Origin of the sequence: Dolichospermum sp. FACHB-1091 (assembly GCF_014697585.1) — a bacterium.
GTDB lineage: Bacteria > Cyanobacteriota > Cyanobacteriia > Cyanobacteriales > Nostocaceae > Dolichospermum.
Map to the genome: position 1 here is coordinate 113,322 of NZ_JACJSB010000008.1, position 21,048 is coordinate 134,369.

Here is a 21,048-nt window from a genome sequence, read left to right on the forward strand (position 1 = left end):
ACTAGTAAAATTCAAAAAACCCTAATTTCATGTTACAAGGTTCAATTCTCCAACAGTTAGAAGCTTCCCACCGCCATAGTTCGCGCCCAATTCATTTTGGGGTGTACTATAAGAATACCTTGGTTGCCCTCTGTCATGCTTTAGAAGACCATATTTTAACTAGAAATAATGCTCCTTTGGTAATTACGGCTTTCCAAGAGGGTAAATGGTATCTAGAAGAAGCAGTCAGATATGCAGATATCGCTCAACACAGCCAACAAATTGTCATTATGGCCGCTGCTGACGCTGGTTTTGCGGAACATCCCACTAGCCAGTTAAGTAATGTTAATCTGGTAGCATTGGCAACAGATGATCCTGTAGCTCAGGAATGGCATTTGATGATTTTATCACCTGACTACACAGCGATGGTAATTTGTCAAGAGTTATCCCCAGATGATTATGGGATTGAGGGCTTGCCAACTTCCGATTTAGAGCGGAAATTCTACGGTTTATGGACATTTGAGCCGGAATTAGTCCAGGAAACCGCAGAATTAGCGATCGCGCATATCAAAGACTATCATCCCGAATTAGCACTGAAACTTACTCAATATAAAGAGGCAATTCATACACATATATCTTCATCAGCGGATGTGGCTACTGTCGTAGCCCGTGTTGTTGATTACCTGAAAACAGGACAGGACAACTTATCTATTCCCGTAGCATCCCATCGAAAATCTCTAGATCGTAACTTGGTATCTAATGAAATCCAAGCATTTTTACGGATGGCGCAATTGATTGATTTAGCAGATATCAATCACCATGGTGTAGCCACGGAAGTAGCATCTGTAGTAGAAACAATGGGGCAACTGTTAGATATACCTGCATGGCAAATTAAAAGATTACGTCTTGCGGCTTTGTTACATCGCATAGGTTCACTGCAAAACGTTGAGAGTCTGATTACTCCCAGTCACTTAACCACGGCTGATCTAGAAAAAGCACCTAGTTGTCCTCTGGCTTGTCCCCTCGTACCAGGAGCGCAAGCATTACGAATTATGCCACGATTACGGGCAATAGCACAAATTATCACCCATCAAACCGAATGGTGGAATGGAACAGGTGAACCTGCTGGTTTACTCGGTGATGATATTCCTTTAGAATCACGAATTTTGTCACTAGCAGCAGAATTTATCAGACAAGTTAATCAGTATAAATATTTAGGTAAAAGCGAAGGGGAAATATTTTCCCAAGCTTTAGATCAGTGTCGGCAACAACAATCTACCCGCTTTGATCCTAAACTTTTAGATACCTTGACCTTATTAGTTATGGGCTTACAACAGGGACTTGATTTATCCGTGATCACACCGAAAGTCAGCGGCGGTTTATGGTTGCTTGATTCTCGTTGGGATAGCCACAGCAAAAGCAGTGAACAAATTTCAGTATACAGCACACCAGGGAGAATTTACGGATGATTAGCAACAATAAACAACTTCCCGGCGCAAATTTAGAAGATGAGAATCTATCTCACTTAGATCTAAGAAAGATAAATTTAACAGGGGCGCATTTAGTAGGGACTAACTTTACTGGTTCTCAATTAGAGGGTGGCCATTTTGCGGGAGCAAACTTAATGGGTGCAAATCTGCAACAAACTGACTTGCGGGCGAATTTAATGGGTGCAAACTTAATGCAAGCTGATTTGACTGGTGCAGATTTACGTGGTAGCAATTTGAGGGGTAGTAACTTGATGGGAGCAATCCTGAATGATGCGTCTTTAACCGGTGCTTTTTTAAGTGGCGCTAATTTGATGGGTGTAAATTTACAAAGTAGTGATTTACGATGTGCAGATTTACGAGGTGCTAATTTAACGAGGACTAATCTCAAATGTGCAGATTTAAGCGGCGCAGATTTGCGAGGGGCTTTACTGACTGAAGCGAATCTTGAAGAGGCTGATTTGCGAGGGGCTAACTTAGCAGGAGCGGATTTAACTGGAGCGAATTTACTTTGTGCGGAAGTAGATGCTGTGAAGTTAAATGGCGCAAGTTTAGATAAGGTATGTATTGTGGGTACAGTTTTAGAACCTAAATTTTAGAACCTAAGCAAGTTGGCAGGATCAAACAAATGTATGTATGTATGTTTAGTTTTGTAAAAAATGTAAAATGACCTATTTCTGGGATATTCGTTTAATCTAACTTTTAATTGCAATTATGTGGACCGAATTAACAAAAGCGATCGCTAATTTGAATATACCAGCCGATTGGGTAGGAATTAGAGCCGTTAAAACAACTTCTGCACACCATTATGTGCGTGATGGTTTACCTCAAAGCAACGGTAAATCATTGAATATGGGAGCAATGATAGAAGTGATGGTTGATGGCTGTTTAGGTTATGCTGCTACTAATTCCTTAAATATTTCTAGTTTACAAAATGCTGCTAAAATCGCCTATAAACAAGCATTAGCAGCTAGAAAATGGTGGATATATCCAATTAGTGAAAACATCCGTCCTCAAGTAGTTGGTGAATATCAATCACCATATTTAGAACCATTTAATACTATTAGTCCTGGAGAAATAAATAATTTACTAATTAGGATTTGTCAAGGACTAAAAATTAACGATAAAATCGTGCAAACAACAGCCAGAACCAGTACACATCAAAAAGAAACCTGGTTTGTCAGTAGCAACGGTTCAGAAATATATCAAAAAATTCTCACATTGGGAAATCATTTTAGCGCCATAGCCCAAGATGGAGAAATCGTCCAACAACGCACTAACAATGGACAAGAAGCCAACTATTATCAAGGAGGTTGGGAACTCTTCCAAGAAGATAACTTATGGCATCAAGTCCAAAAAGTTGGAGAAGAAGCCTTAGAATTATTAACAGCAGCAGAATGTCCAAATACCCGGACTAACTTAGTTTTAGCGCCGGATCAAATGATGCTACAAATTCATGAAAGTATCGGACATCCTTTAGAAATTGATCGCATTTTAGGAGATGAACGCAACTATGCTGGGGGTAGCTTTGTTACCCAAGATGATTTTGGTAAATTAGAATATGGTTCACCTTTGCTGAATATTACCTTTGATCCTACAGTAACAGGTGAATTTGCCAGTTATGGTTTTGATGATACTGGTGCAATAGCCACCAGAGAATATATCATTAAAAATGGGATTTTGCAAAGAGGTTTAGGCAGTTTAGAAAGTCAAACCAGAGCAAATTTACCAGGTGTTGCTTGTGCGCGGGCTTGTTCCTGGAATCGTCCTCCTATAGATAGAATGGCTAACTTGAATTTAGAACCAGGAAACGCCACCTTTGAGGAAATTATCGCCGGCATAGAACATGGTATTTACATGGAATCTAACCGTTCTTGGTCAATAGATGATCAACGTTATAAATTTCAATTTGGTTGCGAATATGCCAAATTAATTGAAAACGGTAAATTGACAAAAACCCTACGAAATCCTAACTATCGTGCCACTACTCCAGAATTTTGGCATAGTTTAATTCAAGTTGGAGATAATAGCAATTGGCAAATTTATGGAGCGCCTCATTGCGGTAAAGGAGAACCAAATCAAATGATTTTTGTAGGCCATGGTTCACCAGTTTGTGCATTTGCAAATGTGGAAGTTTTTGGTGGTGGTTGACGAATTATGTTTCGCAATGTTTAATGAGCTTGGGTTAAGTGATAAGGAAATGTATTGATCTTTAACTAATTAATGCTACAATAAACAAGTAGCTACTTGATGCCATATCAATATGATCATTGCTCAAGAATTAGAATCACAACAAGACATCTCCGCAGATGTAATATTTCCCCCAAGTGATTTATATAGTGATGAACCGACCGTGGAAACAGAACTACATCTAGAGCAAATTATGCTCTTAATCAAATGTCTCAAATGGTTATGGAAAGATAGATATGATTTCTATGCTGCGGGAAATTTGACTATTTACTATAGTCCTAACCAAAAAAAATCGGAATATTTCCGCGGTCCAGATTTTTTTGTTGTCTTGGGAACTGAACGTAAAACCCGTAAAAGTTGGGTAGTTTGGGAAGAAGACGGTAAATATCCTAATTTCATTTTAGAAATTCTTTCACCCAGTACAGCCAATACTGATAAAGAATATAAAAAAGAAATTTATCAAAATACTTTCCGCACACCAGATTATTTTTGGTTTGACCCTTATACATTAGAATTTGCAGGTTTTTATTTAACAAATGGAAAATATCAACCTTTAGAACCCAATGAAAAAGGACATTTATGGAGTGAGCAGTTAGGTTTATACTTAGGAATTAACCAAGGTCTGTTAAGGTATTTTACCCCAGCAGGAGAGTTAGTCCCTACACCCGAAGAAACCGCCCAAGAAGAAACTAGAAAAACAGCAATACAAGCCCAAAGAGCCGAAAAAGAATCCCAAAGAGCAGAATGGGAAGCTAGAAGAGCCGAACGTTTAGCAGCAAAATTGCGAGAATTAAATATTGATCCAGATACAATTTAAACCATGAAAATTGAAGAATTATCAACTTTAGAAAAAACCTTTAATCAACTTCTGGAAACTCTACTGCTTAAAAAAGCAGAGCATGAACATTTTACCATCAGACTTAGCAGCGAAAGCAGTCAATTTACCCGGTTTAATTCTGCTAAAGTTAGACAGACAGGCTATGTTGATGATGGTTCGATTCAATTGACATTAATGGCCAATCAACGTAGTAGTTTTCGTCAGTTTCCCTGGACAAATAATTGGGAAATAGATTGGGAATTAGCTGATACAGCTTTACAAGAATTACGTGATGAATTACCATTGTTACCAATTGATCCTTATTTGGTTCTACCATCAGGAAATAATACCAGTCGAGAGTTTAATATTGGTAAATTATTAACTCCAGAAATATTAGTTCCCAGAATTTTGGAAACTGTGAATAATTTGGATTTTACTGGTATGTATGCGGGAGGAATTGTCATCAGAGGTTATGGTGATTCTAGTGGACAAAAACACTGGTTTACAACTGATTCATTTAATTTAGATTATTCCTTATTTATGGCATCAAAACAAGCTGTAAAGGTAACTTTTGCCGGAAGTGAGTGGAATGAAGCTGCTTATTTAGCTAAAATAAATGATGGGAAACAGCAATTAGAAATCCTATCTCGTCCAGTTAAAGAATTACCAAAAGGACAATACAAAACCTATTTTGCTCCCGCTGCGGTAGCTGGTTTATTGGGTATGCTTTCCTGGGGTGCTATCAGTGAAGCTGATATTCAACAAGGTAATAGTGCTTTAGCTGCTTTATCCCGTCAAGAAAAACAACTTTCACCAAAATTCACTTTAAAAGAAAATTTTAAAAGTGGTTTAGTTCCTCGCTTTAATAATTTGGGGGAAATGGCTGCACCAGAATTAACTTTAATTGCAAAAGGTATTTTAATTAATAGTTTAGTTAATTCTCGCACAGCAAAGGAATACAATAAACCAGCTAATGGTGCGAATATTTCAGAAACTTTACGTTCTCCAGAAATCAGCCCCGGTAATTTGAGTTTTGAGCAGATTTTACCCAGTTTAGATACAGGATTATATGTTTCTAATTTACATTATTTGAATTGGAGCGATCGCCCATCTGGTAGAATTACAGGTATGACTCGTTATGCTTGCTTTTGGGTAGAAAATGGCGAAATAATTGCCCCCATTGCTAATCTCCGCTTTGATGAAAGTCTCTATCGTTTTTGGGGAGCAGAAAATTTAGTTGATTTCACCGACTTCCAAGAATTTATTCCCGAAGTCGGAACTTACGAAAATCGGCAATTAGGAGGTAGTTTAGTTCCTGGTATGTTAGTGGAAAATTTCACCTATACCTTATAATTTGATAATTTTGATAATTTGGAATTTTCGGTTTTTATAACTCAACCCCAGGTTTATAAGCCCATTAAGGTTGGTTTTGTATGTGTAGATGCGGTTTCTAACTGCTGGCTTAACTGCATTGGTCATCTTAGGGAAAATTATCCCATGCTTGGGCAACCAACTTACTTAACCAGCGTCTTTGTTGTTGATTTAACATCTGGTCATCTTCCAACACCTGAGCGGTTAATTGGTCTAAAGACTGACCCTGAGAACGAACAACTTTAACTACACCAGCGATTACCGCAGCTACTAATTCTTCATCAACTGGCTGTTTTCTCAGTGCAGAAATTTCTTGGGGACTGTCTGGGATAGGATAATTCATGGCTAATGTTTACAAAATTTACAATATGAACAATAAACTTGATTAATCATTAAAATTCTTCATGGAATCTTTATGAAACTAATTAGGGCAGAGTTTAACCTAGTTTCTGCCTTTTTTAACTCTGTCTAGGTGAGTAGATTTACGAGGAATACGAGGACAAAATGCAAGAACTTCTTTATTTAGAAATTCCTACCCCTGATACAATATCCGTACTTCAGTGGCTACAAAGAGATTTTATTCTAGAACATGGGGAAAAATTCATCACCCCAAACGGCTTTCGTGGAAAAATACCGATTCAAAATACCGCTTCTAGAGACGTAGAACTGTCTGTATTTGTTTGGTCAGTGCAGCGGACGACTTATCTGAAAGTATTCCGTTGGGGAGAACAACCTTTTCCAGGTGAGAGACTCATTCTCAAACATCTAACCCAGGAAATTAGAAGCCGCTTTCCCAACTGCTATCCAGAACCACCTGTGATTGATGCCCAAAAGTCAATTTTTCCACAACTAGAACCATATTATCCCCTAACTGTCAAATATTTCCAAAAAATGACTAATGGGGAATATCACCTCCAGCGGGTTTACTGGTGGGAGCAACAGTGGAGAGAAGGGGTGAAAAATCCTCAAAAGCCCCGTCAAGTTGTATTTTATCAAGGAAATAGCCAGGAAAAAGAGAAAACCAGTCCTGAATATGACATCATTTACATTGGTGGGGCTTTGGGGTCAATTCATGCAGCAGTCATGGCTAAACTAGGCTATAAGGTGCTGTTGGTAGAACGATTACCCTTTGGGAGAATGAACCGAGAATGGAATATTTCCCGTGATGAAATCCAAAGTTTAATCAATTTGGGTTTATTAACAAATGCTGAACTAGAAACAATTATTTCTAGAGAGTATAAAGACGGGTTTAATAAGTTTTTTGATGCTAATAACCCCTCTAAGTTAAAAGCACCTGTCCTCCACACGCCCACCGTTTTAAATATAGCTTTAGATTCAGAAAAGTTATTGGCATTGTGTGGAGAAAAACTTAAAGCTGCTGGTGGCGATATTTCCGACGAAACCGAGTTTTTGCGAGTTGATATTAGTGTTACACAAGTGAGTATTAATGTCAAGCATTTGCCCACCGGCAATCAAAAACAAGTCACTGGACGTTTATTGATAGATGCCATGGGAACTGCTTCACCCATTGCTTGGCAATTAAATGGTGGTAGAGCCTTTGATAGTGTGTGTCCTACCGTGGGAGCAGTAATTGAAAAAGGCTTTGAACCTGGAGTGTGGGATTCTGAATATGGGGATGTTCTTTATAGTCATGGGGACATTTCTAGGGGAAGACAATTAATTTGGGAGTTGTTTCCTGGCGTTGGGGAAGAATTAACAATTTATCTATTTCATTATCATGAAGTAAATGCCAAAAATCCCGGTTCTTTGTTGGAAATGTATGAGGACTTTTTCACAATTTTGCCAGAATATCGGCGTTGTGATTTAGATAAATTGGTTTGGAAAAAACCAACCTTTGGCTATATACCAGGACATTTTAGTATAAGTGGTAGCGATCGCAAAATTGCTGTAGATAGATTAATTGCTATTGGTGATGCTGCTTCTCTTCAATCTCCTCTAGTGTTTACTGGTTTTGGTTCTTTGGTCCGTAATTTAGAACGGTTAACCACCCTATTAAATACTGCTCTTAAGCATGATTTATTGAGTTCTGATTACTTAAATAAAATTCGTGCTTATCAAAGTAATGTGGCTGTAATGTGGTTATTTTCTAAGGGAATGATGGTTCCCACTGGGAAATTTATCCCTCCCCAACTGATAAATTCCATGTTGAATACTTTCTTTGGATTATTAGTAGATGAAACCCCAGAAGTGACAGATAATTTCATTAAAGATCGCTGTGATTGGTTTACCTTTAACCGTCTAGCATTGAAAGCAGCGAGTAAAAATCCACCATTGCTATTGTGGATTTGGCAACTAGCAGGTTGGCAGGATTTATTGCGTTGGCTTGGCAATTATTTCAACTTTGCCCGTCATGCTTTAATTAGTGTTATTTTGGGAGCATGGTTACCACAGTTTTTAAAATGGAGTCAATCTTGGTTAGAAACTCGTTTTCCTGGATTATGGTTGCAACTGTTAGTTATTAACTATGCAATTTCCACAGGTAGACCACGATTACCACCAGCATTGCGCTAGTTTTAGCTATTATCAAATAATTGGGGATTTTGGAGTTTTCACGCTCCTAAAATCCTTAGTTCCATGATACTTATCTTCTATATAAGTCAAAAAAAAATAAGTTAAAAATAAGTTAAAAATCAAAATTATGTCTGGTTCTAGAAATGATTGGTTTCCCACATCTATTTGGCACTTTCCAGTAGAAAATCATCAACAATTAAATCCCATCTTATTACAAACTATCTATACAGAAGAACAGCAAGATAGTAAAGGTGAGCAATGGTCAAATATGCTAGGATGGCATAGTGTAGATGATTTACACCAACGAGAATCCTTTCACAACTTCACACAAATTATCAATAAAAATGTTTTAGAAGTTGCCACATTTCTACAATGGGATTTAGAAAAATTCAGCCTCAAAATTACAACCTGTTGGGCAATTATTAATCGTAAATTTGCTGCTAACTCTGTACATAATCATCCTAATTCTATTTTAAGCGGGGTTTATTATCTCAAAACTCCTGAAAATTGTGGTGGCATATTTTTTTGCGATCCTCGACCAGGATCACAGATGATAGTACCACCATCTGTAGAATTTAATTTATGGACTCTGCCACGCATAACCTACAAAGCCTGTGCAGGGACAATGTTAATCTTTCCTAGTTGGCTTTTACATGGTGTAGAAATAAACATGAGCCATGAAGACAGGGTGTGTATTAGTTTTAATATTGGAATAGTGCCTATAAGGAAAAAGTAATCATTCAACCGTCAGCTATCAGTTTTTTCTGAAATGTGGATAAGTAAAAAACCTTTTAATAACGTTTCATATTTGGCACTGCCGTATTAGGAACGGAGAAACAAATTATATGAGCATACACAGCAAGTACATATATTAGGTGAAATTTTCTGCACATTTTAAACAAATATTTCTTTAACCTTAATTTTATCTTAATTTTCTACAAATATGATTATCCATGTTACTTGAGTTTTTTTGAATGCTGATCTTGTGAAAGTGAAATCCATAGGACTTACTCAGGAGTCACCAAATAACAAACCACTTCAGGCACAAAGGTCAGGGAAAAATCAGGGTTTTAGAGGTATTTTGCGTAAGTCCTAATCCAAAATCAAGGCTATTACTGAAGTTTTGGATATTCCCTTTTTTGGAGTGAAGCATAGTTTGTTCTTAATGAAGCAATTGAATCAGAAAACTTGAGTATCTGGTGAAAAGCTAAATCCTTAATGGAGATGTCCTAAATATGGCAATTCAGAACGGAAGAACAACCGCCCCTGCTTACGTCAATAAACTTCCCCAAGGCGCACAATATGCCCTTGTTCCTTTATTGACTGTAGGTGATGAAGTTCCTTTATTACAAGGTGCTTTTGGTTCTTTTACTACTAGTGCTACTGATAAATTTGCCTTTACAGGCATTCCCGACGGTTTGGGAATTTATGAGACAGCCACAGGTTACTATGTGTTTGTCAATCACGAATTGGGTAGCACTACCAAGTCAGATTTTTCCACCACAGTCACAGGACAAATCACCGGAGCGAGAGTTTCCCTATTCCAATTCGATAAAAACTGGAAAGTCGTCGGTGGTAAAAACCTAATTGAAAAAGCCGTTGACAGTACGGGGACGGAATTAGGCAAAATCACCTTTACTACTAGCGGAGCAGATATTGTCAGCCTAACCTCCACTTTACCAGGTTTTGGCCGCTTCTGTTCATCCTTTTTAGCGGAGAGTGGTTTTGAAGGCGGTCCTGTATTCTTCGCACCAGAAGAATCTGACAGTAACAGCCGAGGCTGGGCAGTTACACCTGACGGCACTGCTCAAGCTTTAGATGGTTTAGGACGCTTCTCCAAAGAAAACGTAATTGCAGCATCTCAATATCGAGCTACCAACTCCAACAAAACGGTATTAATTTCTACTGAAGACACTGGTGATGGCGAACTCTATATGTTCGTTGGTAATCAAACAGCAGCAGATCCCAACGGTTTCAAAGATGGTGATTTGTATGTTCTTAGAGTTACAGACTATAGCAACGAAACCTTGGTAGAAGGAGTAAAAGTAGGTGCTACTTGGGTTAAGGTTGACCGTAGTGTTGTATATAACACCCAAGGAACGGAAGACAGGGCTGATGATGTAGCTAAGACCACTGGATTAGATTTATCTAATTGGGTGAATACCAGTGGCCGCTCTACCAACTTCCGCCGTTTAGAAGACATAGCAGAAGACCCAAATAATCCTGGCACTTTCTACTTTGTCAGCACAGGTACAAATAATAGAGTAAATGGTACTACTACCACAGTAGCAGCAGAAGCAGAAAACCCCTACGGTAAAATGTATCGTTTCAGTCTCAACGCTGCTGACCCCACGGGTGCAATTAGTGATTTTGAATTAGTATTAAACGGTGGACCCAATACTGGAGTTAGCTACGACAACATCGTTGTTGACAAAAACGGCAAAATAGCCATTCAAGAAGACACCACTGCTTTTGGTGGTAGTGTCATGGCAGCCCAGAACCGCGATGCTCAAATCTGGTCCTATGACATCGCTACCGATACCGTTAAGTCCTTGTTTGAAATTAACCAACAGGCTGCTGGCGCTGCCTATGATATCGGTACTGGTGCATGGGAAAGCTCTGGAATTGTTGAACTACCCCAAAATGGTCTAACTGGTGTAAGTGGCTACTTATTCGATGTTCAAGCTCACGGTCTCAACAACACTGCTGACCCGAACCAGCCCAATATTCTCAATGGCGCTCATGTAGAGGGTGGACAATTGTTAGCGGCTGTTCCTCAAGTTGCCGAAAAGCCGGTAGTCAATGGTAGAACCACTGATCCTGCTTATGTAAAAGTGCTAAATGGTGTTGATTACAGACTCAATGCACTGTTGACAACTGGGGATGAAGTGCCTCTATTAACAGGTAGTTTTGGTGCTTTTACCGCTAGTAATACCGAAAAATTCGCTTTTACTGGTACTCCTGACGGACTGGGCATTTATGAAACCGTTGATTTTTACTATGTCTTTGTTAACCACGAATTTGGCAGCACCACAAAAACAGATATTTCTAGCACCATTCCTGGACAAATCACTGGTGCGCGGGCTTCCTTATTCCAATTTGATAAAAATTGGCGGGTAATTGGTGGTAAGAATTTAATTGAGAAGGTAGTAGATAGCAAAAATCAAGAAATCAGTAAAATCACCATTACACCTGATGGTATTACTCAAACAGGAAATTTTGCCTTCGGTCCATTCTGTTCCAGTTATTTGGCAACTTATGGCTTTGAAGGTGGCCCAGTATACTTTGTCCCAGAAGAGTTTGGTAACGGTCGTGGTTGGGCTGTAGCAACGGATGGAACTGCTCAAGCTTTAGACGGTTTCGGTCGCTTCTCCAAAGAAAACGTAATTGCAGCATCTCAATATCGGGCTACTAACTCCAATAAAACAGTACTACTGTCATCAGAAGATTCTGGAGACGGTGAACTGTATATGTTTGTGGGTAATCAAACAGCAGCAGACCCCAATGGCTTCAAAGACGGTGAACTATATGTCCTCAAGGTGACAGGATATGACTACGAAACCTTAGCGGAAGGTACAAAGGTCACGGCTACTTGGACAAAGGTTGATCGGTCAGTAATTTATGATACCAAAGGTACAGCAGACCGTGCAGATGACCAGCCCTTGACTGATGGTACTGCTTTGACTACCTGGGTAAATGATGTCACCCGTTCTACTAATTTCCGTCGTGTTGAAGACATCACCGAAGATCCTAACAATCCGGGTACTTTCTACTTTGTCACTACTGGTAATACAAGCACCATTCCTGGTACTACTATTGAGGATAATGCTTACGGTAAGGCTTATCGCTTTAGTTTAAATGCGGCAGATCCTACGGGAGAAATTAGCGATTTTGAATTGGTGCTAACTGGTGGTGCAAACACGGGGATTAGCTATGACAACGTTGTTGTTGATAGCAATGGCAAACTCTTATTACAAGAGGACACGGCTGGTCGTGGTGGTGAAGTTGTCAATGCTCAACAGCGCAATGACCGTGTTTATTCCTACGATATTGCTACCGATACAGTCAGACCTCTGTTTGAAATTGACCAGAATGCTCAAGGTACTGCTTTTAATAATGGTTTCGGGACTTGGGAGACATCCGGTATCGTAGAAACTACGCCTAATTCCCAACTTGGTCGCAGTTCCTATCTATTTGATGTCCAAGCTGGTGTTCGCAATGGTCTAGACCTCAACCAGTTGAATGTCCTCAATGGTAATCATTCAGGTGGTGGTCAATTGTTGATTGCTACTCCAGTACCAAATGTTGAGTTGCTAGGGTTTTCTGCTTTACCTGCGGATAGTTTTGCCGAAGGGCCACAATCTGGTAATGGTATTTCTGCTAATGGTAAAACCGGTCCATTCCCTGGTCAACCAATTCAAGGTTTTAGTGCTGTTCAAATTGGTAACAATAACAGTTTTTACTTCCAACCTGATAATGGTTACGGTGCAAAAGAAAATAGCGCTGACTACCTGTTACGGATTTATCGTGTAGATCCAAACTTTAAAGGTACGGAGAATGGAGACGGTAGTGTTAAAGTTTTAGATTACATCCAATTCTCTGACCCAGACAGGAAGATTACTAATTTCACAATTGTCAATGATGCAACAGCAGCCAGAAACCTCACTGGTGCAGACTTTGATATCGAGTCCTTCGTCTTTGATAAGGATGGCACTATCTGGGTTGGTGAGGAATTTGGTCCTTACCTTCTACATTTTGATGCCACTGGTAAGTTACTAGAAGCTCCCATTGCTACACCAGATAGATTTAAGACTTTAGACGGCACAGCGCCCGATGTTCTTGGTCATAGAGGCGCTAGTGGCTATCGTCCAGAACATACTTTAGCTGCTTACCAGTTAGCAATTGAGCAGGGTGCTGATTTTGTTGAGCCTGATTTGGTTGTTACTAAAGATGGTGTACTCATTGCTCGTCATGAACCTGCTTTAGCAATCTTGAATGCTGATGGTACTGTAAATACTGGTAATACAACCACCAATGTGGCTACTATTGCTAAATTTGCAGACCGGAAAAAGACTGTAATTTTGGATGGAACGTCGGTTACGGGTTGGTTTGCTGAAGACTTCACTTTAGCAGAAATTAAGGAATTACGCGCTATTGAGCGTCTGTCTTTCCGTGACCAGTCTTTTAACGGTCAATTTGAAATTCCTACCTTGACGGAAATTATTAATTTAGTTAAGGCTGTGGAAGCCAGTACAGGTAAGAAAATTGGTATCTACCCCGAAACCAAGCATCCGACCTATTCCCTTTCTGAAGCTACTTATGTAGGTACAACTACTAAGATTAACCGTAATCTGGGTCAGATCCTCATAGATACTCTGAAGGCAAATAATTTCACTGATCCTAGTCGCATTTTCATCCAGTCCTTTGAAGTTGGCAACTTGAAGGAGTTGCATGATACTATCATGCCGGCTGCGGGGGTAGATATCCCACTGGTTCAACTTCTAGATGCCAGTGGTATTGATATCAATGGCAATATTATTGAAGATAAACCTTACGATTTTATCGTTAGTGGTGACTCTCGCACCTATGGTGATTTAAGAACTTCCCAAGGTTTGGCTGATGTGGCGAAATATGCTGATGCTATTGGTCCTTGGAAACGGATGATTGTCAGCGTTAGGGGTACTGATGCTAATGGCGACGGCAGAGCCGATGATGTCAATGGTGATGGTACGGTTAATGATGCTGATAGAACTACACTAGCTCCTACTAGTTTGGTTTTAGATGCTCATAATGCCGGGTTGCTGGTTCATCCTTACACTTTCCGTAATGAAGGACGCTATTTAGCGGCAGATTACAAGGGTGATCCTAAACTAGAGTTCCAACAGTTCTTCCAATTAGGTGTAGATGCACTGTTTACGGATTTTCCTGATACAGGCGATACTGTCAGAGACAGATTAGTTAACGATGCTGGGTATAACATTGTTCGTTCTCCCCAAAATCCTGATGTCCTGGCAGGAACTGCTGTTGCTAATTTAGGTCGCTCTAAGGGTTTTGAGGGTAGTGCAATTAACGCCAGCAAAACTAAGCTCTATATCCTCCTAGAGGGTACGGTTCAAGGTGATGCTGCGGGTGCTTTACGGATTAATGAGTTTGATATTGCCAGCCGCCAATACACTAGTAGGGAATTGTTCTACAGGTTGGATGATGCAGCGAATGCTATTGGTGATATCACTGTCATTAATGATAATGAGTACCTGGTGATTGAGCGGGATAATAATCAAGGAGATGCTGCTCAGTTCAAGAGAATCTTTAAGATTGATTTGTCTAAAGCAGATGCTAATGGTTATGTAACCAAGGAAGAAGTTGTAGACTTACTCAACATCAAAGACCCCAACGACATTAACGGAGATGGCAAAACTACTTTTGTCTTCCCCTTCGTAACTATTGAGAGTGTTGTAGTTATTGACAAAAATACGATTTTAGTTGCCAATGACAACAACTATCCTTTCTCAGTCGGTCGTCCTCCTGCGGTAGACAACAATGAACAAATTTTGTTGAGGTTGGAGAAACCTTTAAATTTGGTCAACAGAATCAGTATTAACGATGTTACTGTCGTAGAGGAGGGATCTGTGGATGCAAATGCTGTAGTTACAGTTACTCTGAGTGAAGTTAGTAATACTGTGGTAACGGTTGACTACGCTACCAGCGGTGGTACTGCTACTTCTGGTACTGATTTCACTGCTGCTGCTGGTACACTCACCTTTGCGCCTGGGGAGACACTCAAGACGATCAGCATTCCTATTGTAGCTGATATAACCCCTGAAGCTGATGAAAAATTCACTATCACCTTAACTAATCCCGTTGGTGCAACTATCCCCTTTGTTACTAGCACTGTCACTATCACTGATACCGTCACTTCCAGTGTTACTGCCACATTAGCAGCAATAAAAACCAACCTGACCTTGACTGGTATTAACAATATTGATGGTAGAGGTAATGCCGCCAATAATATCATCACCGGCAATAGTGGAAATAACAAACTCACTGGTCTTGCGGGTAATGATACCCTTAACGGTGGTTTAGGTACTGATACCTTAATTGGTGGTGTAGGTAACGATATTTATGTTGTGGATAGCACAACTGACACCATAACGGAAAATCCGGGAGAGGGTACAGATACTATTCAATCCAGTGTCACTTTCAGTCTTGCTACCTTAAGCAATATCGAAAACCTCACCCTCACAGGAACAACCGCTATCAACGGTACAGGGAACAATGGTAATAATGTCATCACAGGTAACACGGCTAATAACATCCTTGATGGTGGTTTAGGCAATGATACCCTTAACGGTGGTTTAGGTACTGATACCTTAATTGGTGGTGTAGGTAACGATATTTATGTTGTGGATAGCACAACTGACACCATAACGGAAAATCCGGGAGAGGGTACAGATACTATTCAATCCAGTGCCACTTTCAGTCTTGCTGCCTTAAGCAATATCGAAAACCTCACCCTCACAGGAACAACCGCTATCAACGGTACAGGGAACAATGGTAATAACGTCATCACAGGTAACACGGCTAATAACATCCTTGATGGTGGTTTAGGTAATGATACCCTTAACGGTGGTTTAGGTACTGATACCTTAATTGGTGGTGTAGGTAACGATATTTATGTTGTGGATAGCACAACTGACACCATAACGGAAAATCCGGGAGAGGGTACAGATACTATTCAATCCAGTGCCACTTTCAGTCTTGCTGCCTTAAGCAATATCGAAAACCTCACCCTCACAGGAACAACCGCTATCAACGGTACAGGGAACAATGGTAATAACGTCATCACAGGTAACACGGCTAATAACATCCTTGATGGTGGTTTAGGTAATGATACTTTGGTTGGTGGTACAGGAAATGATACCTATCTGTTCTCCATTACCGCAACTAGCCTCGGTACTGACACCATTACAGAAGCAGCAGTAGATGGTGGTCAAGATACCATTGACTTCACTGGTACAATGGCGGCAATTCGCCTAAATCTAAGCATTACCACTGTTCAAACCCTGGTTGCTAATGGTTCAAAACTGAGATTAACTGCCGCTAATGTCATTGAAAACGTGATTGCCGGTGCTGGAGCAGATAGAATTATCGGCAATGACCTAGATAACCGCTTGGTTGGTGGTGCTGGTAATGATGCTCTAACTGGTGGTGCTGGTAATGATGTTTTCGGCTTTGAAGGCAATGCTGCGTTCACTTCAGCTAGTCAAGGTCTAGATACTATCCAAGACTTTGGTATCGGTAATGATAAAATATTGTTGAGTAAGTCTGTATTTGCTTCTCTCACCAGTGTTGCCGGCCAAGGATTCAGCGTAGCAAATGAGTTTGCTGTGGTTGAAGATGATGATTTGGCAGGTACTAGTAACGGACTGATTGTCTATAGCTCTAGCAGTGGTAGTCTTTTCTACAACCAAAATGGCACGGCTGCGGGCCTTGGTGCTGGTGGTGAGTTTGCTATTCTCGCTACTGTTCCCACTCTGACTGCTAGTAATTTCTCTCTTGTTTAATGGCTAATTGCTTCACTTAATCAGGGTAGAGCCGAGAATCCCTACATGAGGAATGTCTCTACAACTGATTTCTCTGAGGTGGGGGATGATTCCTAGGTCGCGCTTCGCTATCATCTCCCACTTTTTCTCAGACATAAGTAGGTTGGCGTTAAAAATTGTCGTTATGACAAGGGAACAGGTTTTGGGCAACTTTACTTTTCATTACTTATGTCGGTTTTTTTCCGTTCACCTACTTAGATTTTCTGTTTTTAACCCACATTCCGCACTTCATTTTGTAATATACGAATATTTCCTTAATTTTATTTTTTATTGTTTTTAACAATACTTATGTTGTCAAAATTTTAAGTTTTAATACTTAGGGATTGCTGAGTAAAGCTAGAACCAAGACAAATCAAGGACTTGATGAGGATAGAAGGTGAAAAAGGTGCAAGAAAAAGAGTTAAAATAGATGAAACCACTTACATAAAGGCGCATTAAGATGTATAGAAAAGCGCAAGAACAAGAAACAAGACCGGAAAAAACAGGAACAATTATAGATATTCTATAGGAATCCGGTTTGATTCTGTGAATTTACCTGTGTGGTCAGGGAACAGGGAACTCTTAACTGGAAAAAAGACAGAATTGATACCTACTGAGTCTTGTATGGCTACGCCACGCAAGCTATCAAAAATCAAATAGGAGTCCTATATATAAATCTCTTTCTAATATATAAATCTCTTTCTAATCTCTGTACTTAGCTGCTAAGTTCAATTGTCAAAGCTAGTTGATAAAGATAGCGACGAGATAAACCTGTATTCTTGGCTATCTCTCGACTAGCTTGAGAACGAGAAATACCTTCTTTGATCATTGATAATAACTCATTTTTTAATTCGGTTTCTGTGGGTTGAGGTTGATTAGATGGAGTTCCTGCTACTAAAATGGTATATTCCCCTTGGGGTTCTTTTTCTTGATAATTAGCAATTCCTTCTCCAATAGTCCCTCGCCAAAATTCTTCATATAATTTAGTCAGTTCTCGTGCTATAACTGCATAGCGATCGCTGCCTAAAATCTCTGCCAAATCTGCTAAAGTCTCTCGTAATCTGTGGGGTGATTCATAAAAAACTAAAGTTCGAGATTCCCCTTGTAAAGATGTTAAATATTCCTTTCTTTTTTGACTTTTAGCCGGCAAAAACCCATCAAAAATAAATCTATCAGTTGGTAATCCAGCCGCAGATAAAGCCGTAATTACAGCACTTGCACCAGGAATAGGGACAACAGTGATATTATTATCAATACAAGCCTTAATTAACTCATATCCGGGGTCAGAAATTCCTGGCATTCCCGCATCACTTACTAATGCGATCGCTTTTCCATATTGCAAATACTCTAGTAATTCAGGAATGCGACTATTACTATTATGTTCATAATAACTGATTTGGGGAGTTCTCACTTGAAAATGTTGCAATAATTTTCCTGTATGTCTTGTATCTTCTGCTGCAATCATATCTACTGCTTGCAAAATTCGCACCGCCCTAAAAGTCATATCTTCTAGGTTGCCAATAGGTGTAGCCACAATATAAAGTGTTCCTGGTTTTGGTTCAGTTTGCATATCAATTTCACACTAATTCAAGAGATTAAAAAATTTCTAGGTTGATTAATTTTATTTACCTTACCAAATGATAAAACCTTAATAGAGAATTAACCGCAGATAAAAGCAGGTAAACGCAGATCAGGCTGTAATTTGCTAGAGTGGTAAATGGTATAATACATCTTTAACTATACATGATATCGTCAGGTAAAAATTCAGATGTAAAAATTTCTGTTAAACTATAAGGACAACTTTCAGGAAATGAAGACAGTCCGGTTTCTCGTTCTGCACTAATCATAGCCAGTTGGTAGATTTTTTCTAAAGAATCAGCTAAAAAAGATTTAAGACTAGGATTTTCTGCCAAAAGTTTTTCTAAACGTAAACGTTGTTCCTTAATAGTTAATTGCCAACTGCGAGAACGCAAGTTAGATTGAAACTGCCATTTAAGTAAGTGCATAAGTAGTAATTCTAATCTACTTTCTAATTCTCGTTTTTCCGAACGTCCCATATCTTCAATTTCTTCAGCAATATTACGAAAATCAATTTGATTAAATTGTCCCTTTCTTAATAGTCGTGCTTGTTCTTGAGTCCAAGCATAAAAATCATGATCATGACTAGTTGAATTCATAAATTCTCCTATAATCCACTTATAATTTACTTAATAGTTCAGAAATTGACCAATGATCAAATCTGCCTTATTTGTCGGTTTAATTACCTTAGATTTCATTTATCTCGCGGACTCTCCTCCCCAAAATAATCAAAAGTTAGTCGCTACTGATTATACTGTAGCAGCCGGAGGACCTGCAACAAACGCCGCTGTCACTTTCAGTCATTTAGGCAACCAAGCTACAGTATTAGGTGTATTGGGTTCTCACGAGATCACACAGCTAATTTCTAAGGATTTAGAAAATTGCCAAGTTGCCATTATTGACTTAGAACCTCACAAGAATACACCACCACCAGTATCTTCTATTATTGTCACCCAAGGTACAGGTGAAAGAGCGGTAATTTCTATTAATGCCATGAAAACTCAGGCAAATATTAACTCTATCCCGGCAAATATTTTAGAAAATTTAGAAAATATTGATATTGTTTTAATTGACGGACATCAAATGGCCATTAGTAAAATTATCGCCCAAAGTGCTAAAATCCAGAATATTCCCATTGTCATTGATGGTGGTAGTTGGAAACCAGGATTTGCAGAAATATTACCCTTTGTAGATTATGCTATTTGTTCTGCTAATTTTTATCCTCCTCACTGCCAAAATCAACAAGATGTTTTTAACTATTTACAAAAATTTAACATTCCTCATATTGCCATTACTCAAGGAGAAAACCCCATACAATACCTAACTAATAGTGTCCGTGATTCAGTCAATGTACCAAAAATTCAGCCAGTAGATACACTAGGGGCAGGAGATATTTTTCATGGTGCTTTCTGTCACTACATCCTAGAAAATAGTTTTGTCCAAGCATTAGAACTAGCTGCTAACACTGCTGCTAAAGCTTGTCAATATTTTGGTACAAGGAATTGGCTAAATGCCATTGGTCACAAGTTAAGATAGAAGCAATTCTGTTAAAGAAAATATGCCTAAAAAATTACAAACTTGCTGCTCTAATTCATCTAAAGAATTGGTTTTAGGAATCCAATTATTTTTAATCAGTTATGAGATGGGAGCAAGGGTATATAAACGTCTTTTACGGGCTATACAGCACTTCCCGGTGTTATGAGGTACATATCTAGCGGGCAAGACTTGTACTGAGCTTGCCGTTCGCGTAGCGTGGCGTTAGCCATAGTAAAGAATTTCATCATTCAACTTTGTACCTCATAAGAGCAGAAACCGCTATATCTGGCTCTGTTTTTTGTTTACTTGCTAAATGCAAGCGATATTTGGCTTCTAAGTTTGTCCAAAATTCTGGTGATGTCCCAAAGGCTTGGGAAAGTTCTAGGGCTGTTTCTGGAGTAATTTGCTTGTTACCACGAATAATTTCGTTGATGGTTTGCACTGGCCGACCCATGATTTCCGCTAGGTCTTTCTGTGTCCACCCCCGCGCTTCTAGTTCTCGACTTAAAATTCTGCCTGGGGTTGGTACTCTTGCTGGTGCTAGTTTTTGGTTCATATTTCTGTTTCCCCTGCTGCGTGGTGTTAGTGGTAGTCTTCGATATCAATAATTGTCAGGTAGTTTCCTTGTTCATCTTCAGCCAAGGTGACAATTAAACGTCACTGGGCATTTACAGCAATTTTCGGGTAAATGAACCACATTTTATATCTCACGCAAAGGCGCAAAGACGCAAAGGAACAAAGGAATAGAAAAATTAGCGTGTGGTACAAATACATGAAAACTGCTGTAAACGCAGAGAACGTTGTCCCTCCTTGCCACGTTTTTCTTGTAGTTTTTCAAATCTCAATCCTTTTTGGGCATACAAGTCTCGTTCGTCTACAGCAGCGTCAATAATTGCCATGACTTCAAAGAAGTCGTCAACCACTTCTGGGTATTTGTGAGCATTTGAGTAGCACGCTGAATTAAAAACCTTATTTG

14 protein-coding genes are annotated in these 21,048 nt (G+C 39.3%); 9 read left to right on the forward strand and 5 right to left on the reverse strand.

Annotated features, from left to right (window positions below):
- The first annotated feature begins 29 nt into the window (after nucleotides 1-29).
- From H6G25_RS07300 to H6G25_RS07320, 5 genes are all read left to right on the forward strand, one after another.
- Nucleotides 30-1,448: a DICT sensory domain-containing protein gene (locus H6G25_RS07300; protein WP_190391900.1), complete on the forward strand. Its 1,419-nt coding sequence runs from the start codon at nucleotides 30-32 to the stop codon at nucleotides 1,446-1,448.
- On the forward strand, nucleotides 1,445-2,065 hold the full coding sequence (locus H6G25_RS07305; RefSeq protein ID WP_190391901.1) for a pentapeptide repeat-containing protein: 621 nt from the start codon (nucleotides 1,445-1,447) through the stop codon (nucleotides 2,063-2,065). Before H6G25_RS07300 ends, H6G25_RS07305 begins: the two co-directional genes overlap by 4 nt.
- A gap of 115 nt (nucleotides 2,066-2,180) precedes the next feature.
- The gene (locus tag H6G25_RS07310) at nucleotides 2,181-3,617 is read left to right on the forward strand and encodes a TldD/PmbA family protein (protein WP_190391902.1); all 1,437 of its coding nucleotides are present in this window, start codon (nucleotides 2,181-2,183) and stop codon (nucleotides 3,615-3,617) included.
- A gap of 112 nt (nucleotides 3,618-3,729) precedes the next feature.
- A complete protein-coding gene (locus H6G25_RS07315; RefSeq protein ID WP_190391903.1) occupies nucleotides 3,730-4,473 on the forward strand; it encodes a Uma2 family endonuclease in 744 nt (247 codons plus the stop codon).
- 3 nt (nucleotides 4,474-4,476) lie between these two features.
- A complete protein-coding gene (locus tag H6G25_RS07320; RefSeq protein ID WP_190391904.1) occupies nucleotides 4,477-5,826 on the forward strand; it encodes a TldD/PmbA family protein in 1,350 nt (449 codons plus the stop codon).
- Between the two features lie 127 nt (nucleotides 5,827-5,953).
- Here the strand turns inward: H6G25_RS07320 and H6G25_RS07325 are convergent, their stop codons facing one another.
- Nucleotides 5,954-6,187, reverse strand: a complete 234-nt coding sequence (locus H6G25_RS07325; RefSeq protein ID WP_190391905.1) for a hypothetical protein — start codon at nucleotides 6,185-6,187, stop codon at nucleotides 5,954-5,956.
- Nucleotides 6,188-6,348: 161 nt separating this feature from the next.
- Here H6G25_RS07325 and H6G25_RS07330 point away from each other — a divergent pair, with 161 nt between their 5' ends.
- The 3 genes from H6G25_RS07330 (at nucleotide 6,349) to H6G25_RS07340 (ending at nucleotide 16,940) form a co-directional block, all read left to right on the forward strand.
- On the forward strand, nucleotides 6,349-8,376 hold the full coding sequence (locus H6G25_RS07330; RefSeq protein WP_190391906.1) for a flavin-dependent dehydrogenase: 2,028 nt from the start codon (nucleotides 6,349-6,351) through the stop codon (nucleotides 8,374-8,376).
- Nucleotides 8,377-8,503: 127 nt separating this feature from the next.
- A complete protein-coding gene (locus H6G25_RS07335; protein ID WP_190391907.1) occupies nucleotides 8,504-9,112 on the forward strand; it encodes a TIGR02466 family protein in 609 nt (202 codons plus the stop codon).
- Nucleotides 9,113-9,611: 499 nt separating this feature from the next.
- Nucleotides 9,612-16,940 (forward strand): esterase-like activity of phytase family protein, encoded by a 7,329-nt coding sequence (locus H6G25_RS07340; protein ID WP_190391908.1) that lies wholly within the window; start codon nucleotides 9,612-9,614, stop codon nucleotides 16,938-16,940.
- A gap of 733 nt (nucleotides 16,941-17,673) precedes the next feature.
- Here H6G25_RS07340 and rsmI read toward each other — a convergent pair.
- Nucleotides 17,674-18,528 carry a 16S rRNA (cytidine(1402)-2'-O)-methyltransferase gene (gene rsmI / locus H6G25_RS07345; protein ID WP_190391909.1) on the reverse strand — a complete coding sequence of 285 codons (855 nt, stop codon included), beginning with the start codon at nucleotides 18,526-18,528 and terminating at the stop codon, nucleotides 17,674-17,676.
- A gap of 163 nt (nucleotides 18,529-18,691) precedes the next feature.
- Nucleotides 18,692-19,135, reverse strand: a complete 444-nt coding sequence (locus H6G25_RS07350) for a DUF29 domain-containing protein (protein ID WP_190391910.1) — start codon at nucleotides 19,133-19,135, stop codon at nucleotides 18,692-18,694.
- Nucleotides 19,136-19,187: 52 nt separating this feature from the next.
- Here H6G25_RS07350 and H6G25_RS07355 point away from each other — a divergent pair, with 52 nt between their 5' ends.
- A complete protein-coding gene (locus H6G25_RS07355; RefSeq protein WP_190391911.1) occupies nucleotides 19,188-20,072 on the forward strand; it encodes a sugar kinase in 885 nt (294 codons plus the stop codon).
- Nucleotides 20,073-20,316: 244 nt separating this feature from the next.
- Here the strand turns inward: H6G25_RS07355 and H6G25_RS07360 are convergent, their stop codons facing one another.
- Together H6G25_RS07360 and H6G25_RS07365 are read right to left on the reverse strand one after the other, a co-directional pair.
- The gene (locus H6G25_RS07360) at nucleotides 20,317-20,628 is read right to left on the reverse strand and encodes a HigA family addiction module antitoxin (protein WP_190391912.1); all 312 of its coding nucleotides are present in this window, start codon (nucleotides 20,626-20,628) and stop codon (nucleotides 20,317-20,319) included.
- A gap of 196 nt (nucleotides 20,629-20,824) precedes the next feature.
- Complete coding sequence (locus tag H6G25_RS07365) at nucleotides 20,825-20,995, reverse strand: hypothetical protein (RefSeq protein ID WP_199319682.1); 171 nt, start codon at nucleotides 20,993-20,995, stop codon at nucleotides 20,825-20,827.
- Nucleotides 20,996-21,048: the final 53 nt, after the last annotated feature.

Coding starts and splice junctions, on each gene's coding strand:
- H6G25_RS07350 (WP_190391910.1), bottom strand. CDS start 19,135: ATGAATTCAACTAGTCATGATCATGATTTTTATGCTTGGACTCAAGAA.
- H6G25_RS07355 (WP_190391911.1), top strand. CDS start 19,188: ATGATCAAATCTGCCTTATTTGTCGGTTTAATTACCTTAGATTTCATT.
- H6G25_RS07320 (WP_190391904.1), top strand. CDS start 4,477: ATGAAAATTGAAGAATTATCAACTTTAGAAAAAACCTTTAATCAACTT.
- H6G25_RS07340 (WP_190391908.1), top strand. CDS start 9,612: ATGGCAATTCAGAACGGAAGAACAACCGCCCCTGCTTACGTCAATAAA.
- rsmI (WP_190391909.1), bottom strand. CDS start 18,528: ATGCAAACTGAACCAAAACCAGGAACACTTTATATTGTGGCTACACCT.
- H6G25_RS07335 (WP_190391907.1), top strand. CDS start 8,504: ATGTCTGGTTCTAGAAATGATTGGTTTCCCACATCTATTTGGCACTTT.
- H6G25_RS07305 (WP_190391901.1), top strand. CDS start 1,445: ATGATTAGCAACAATAAACAACTTCCCGGCGCAAATTTAGAAGATGAG.
- H6G25_RS07325 (WP_190391905.1), bottom strand. CDS start 6,187: ATGAATTATCCTATCCCAGACAGTCCCCAAGAAATTTCTGCACTGAGA.
- H6G25_RS07315 (WP_190391903.1), top strand. CDS start 3,730: ATGATCATTGCTCAAGAATTAGAATCACAACAAGACATCTCCGCAGAT.
- H6G25_RS07300 (WP_190391900.1), top strand. CDS start 30: ATGTTACAAGGTTCAATTCTCCAACAGTTAGAAGCTTCCCACCGCCAT.
- H6G25_RS07310 (WP_190391902.1), top strand. CDS start 2,181: ATGTGGACCGAATTAACAAAAGCGATCGCTAATTTGAATATACCAGCC.
- H6G25_RS07330 (WP_190391906.1), top strand. CDS start 6,349: ATGCAAGAACTTCTTTATTTAGAAATTCCTACCCCTGATACAATATCC.
- H6G25_RS07360 (WP_190391912.1), bottom strand. CDS start 20,628: ATGAACCAAAAACTAGCACCAGCAAGAGTACCAACCCCAGGCAGAATT.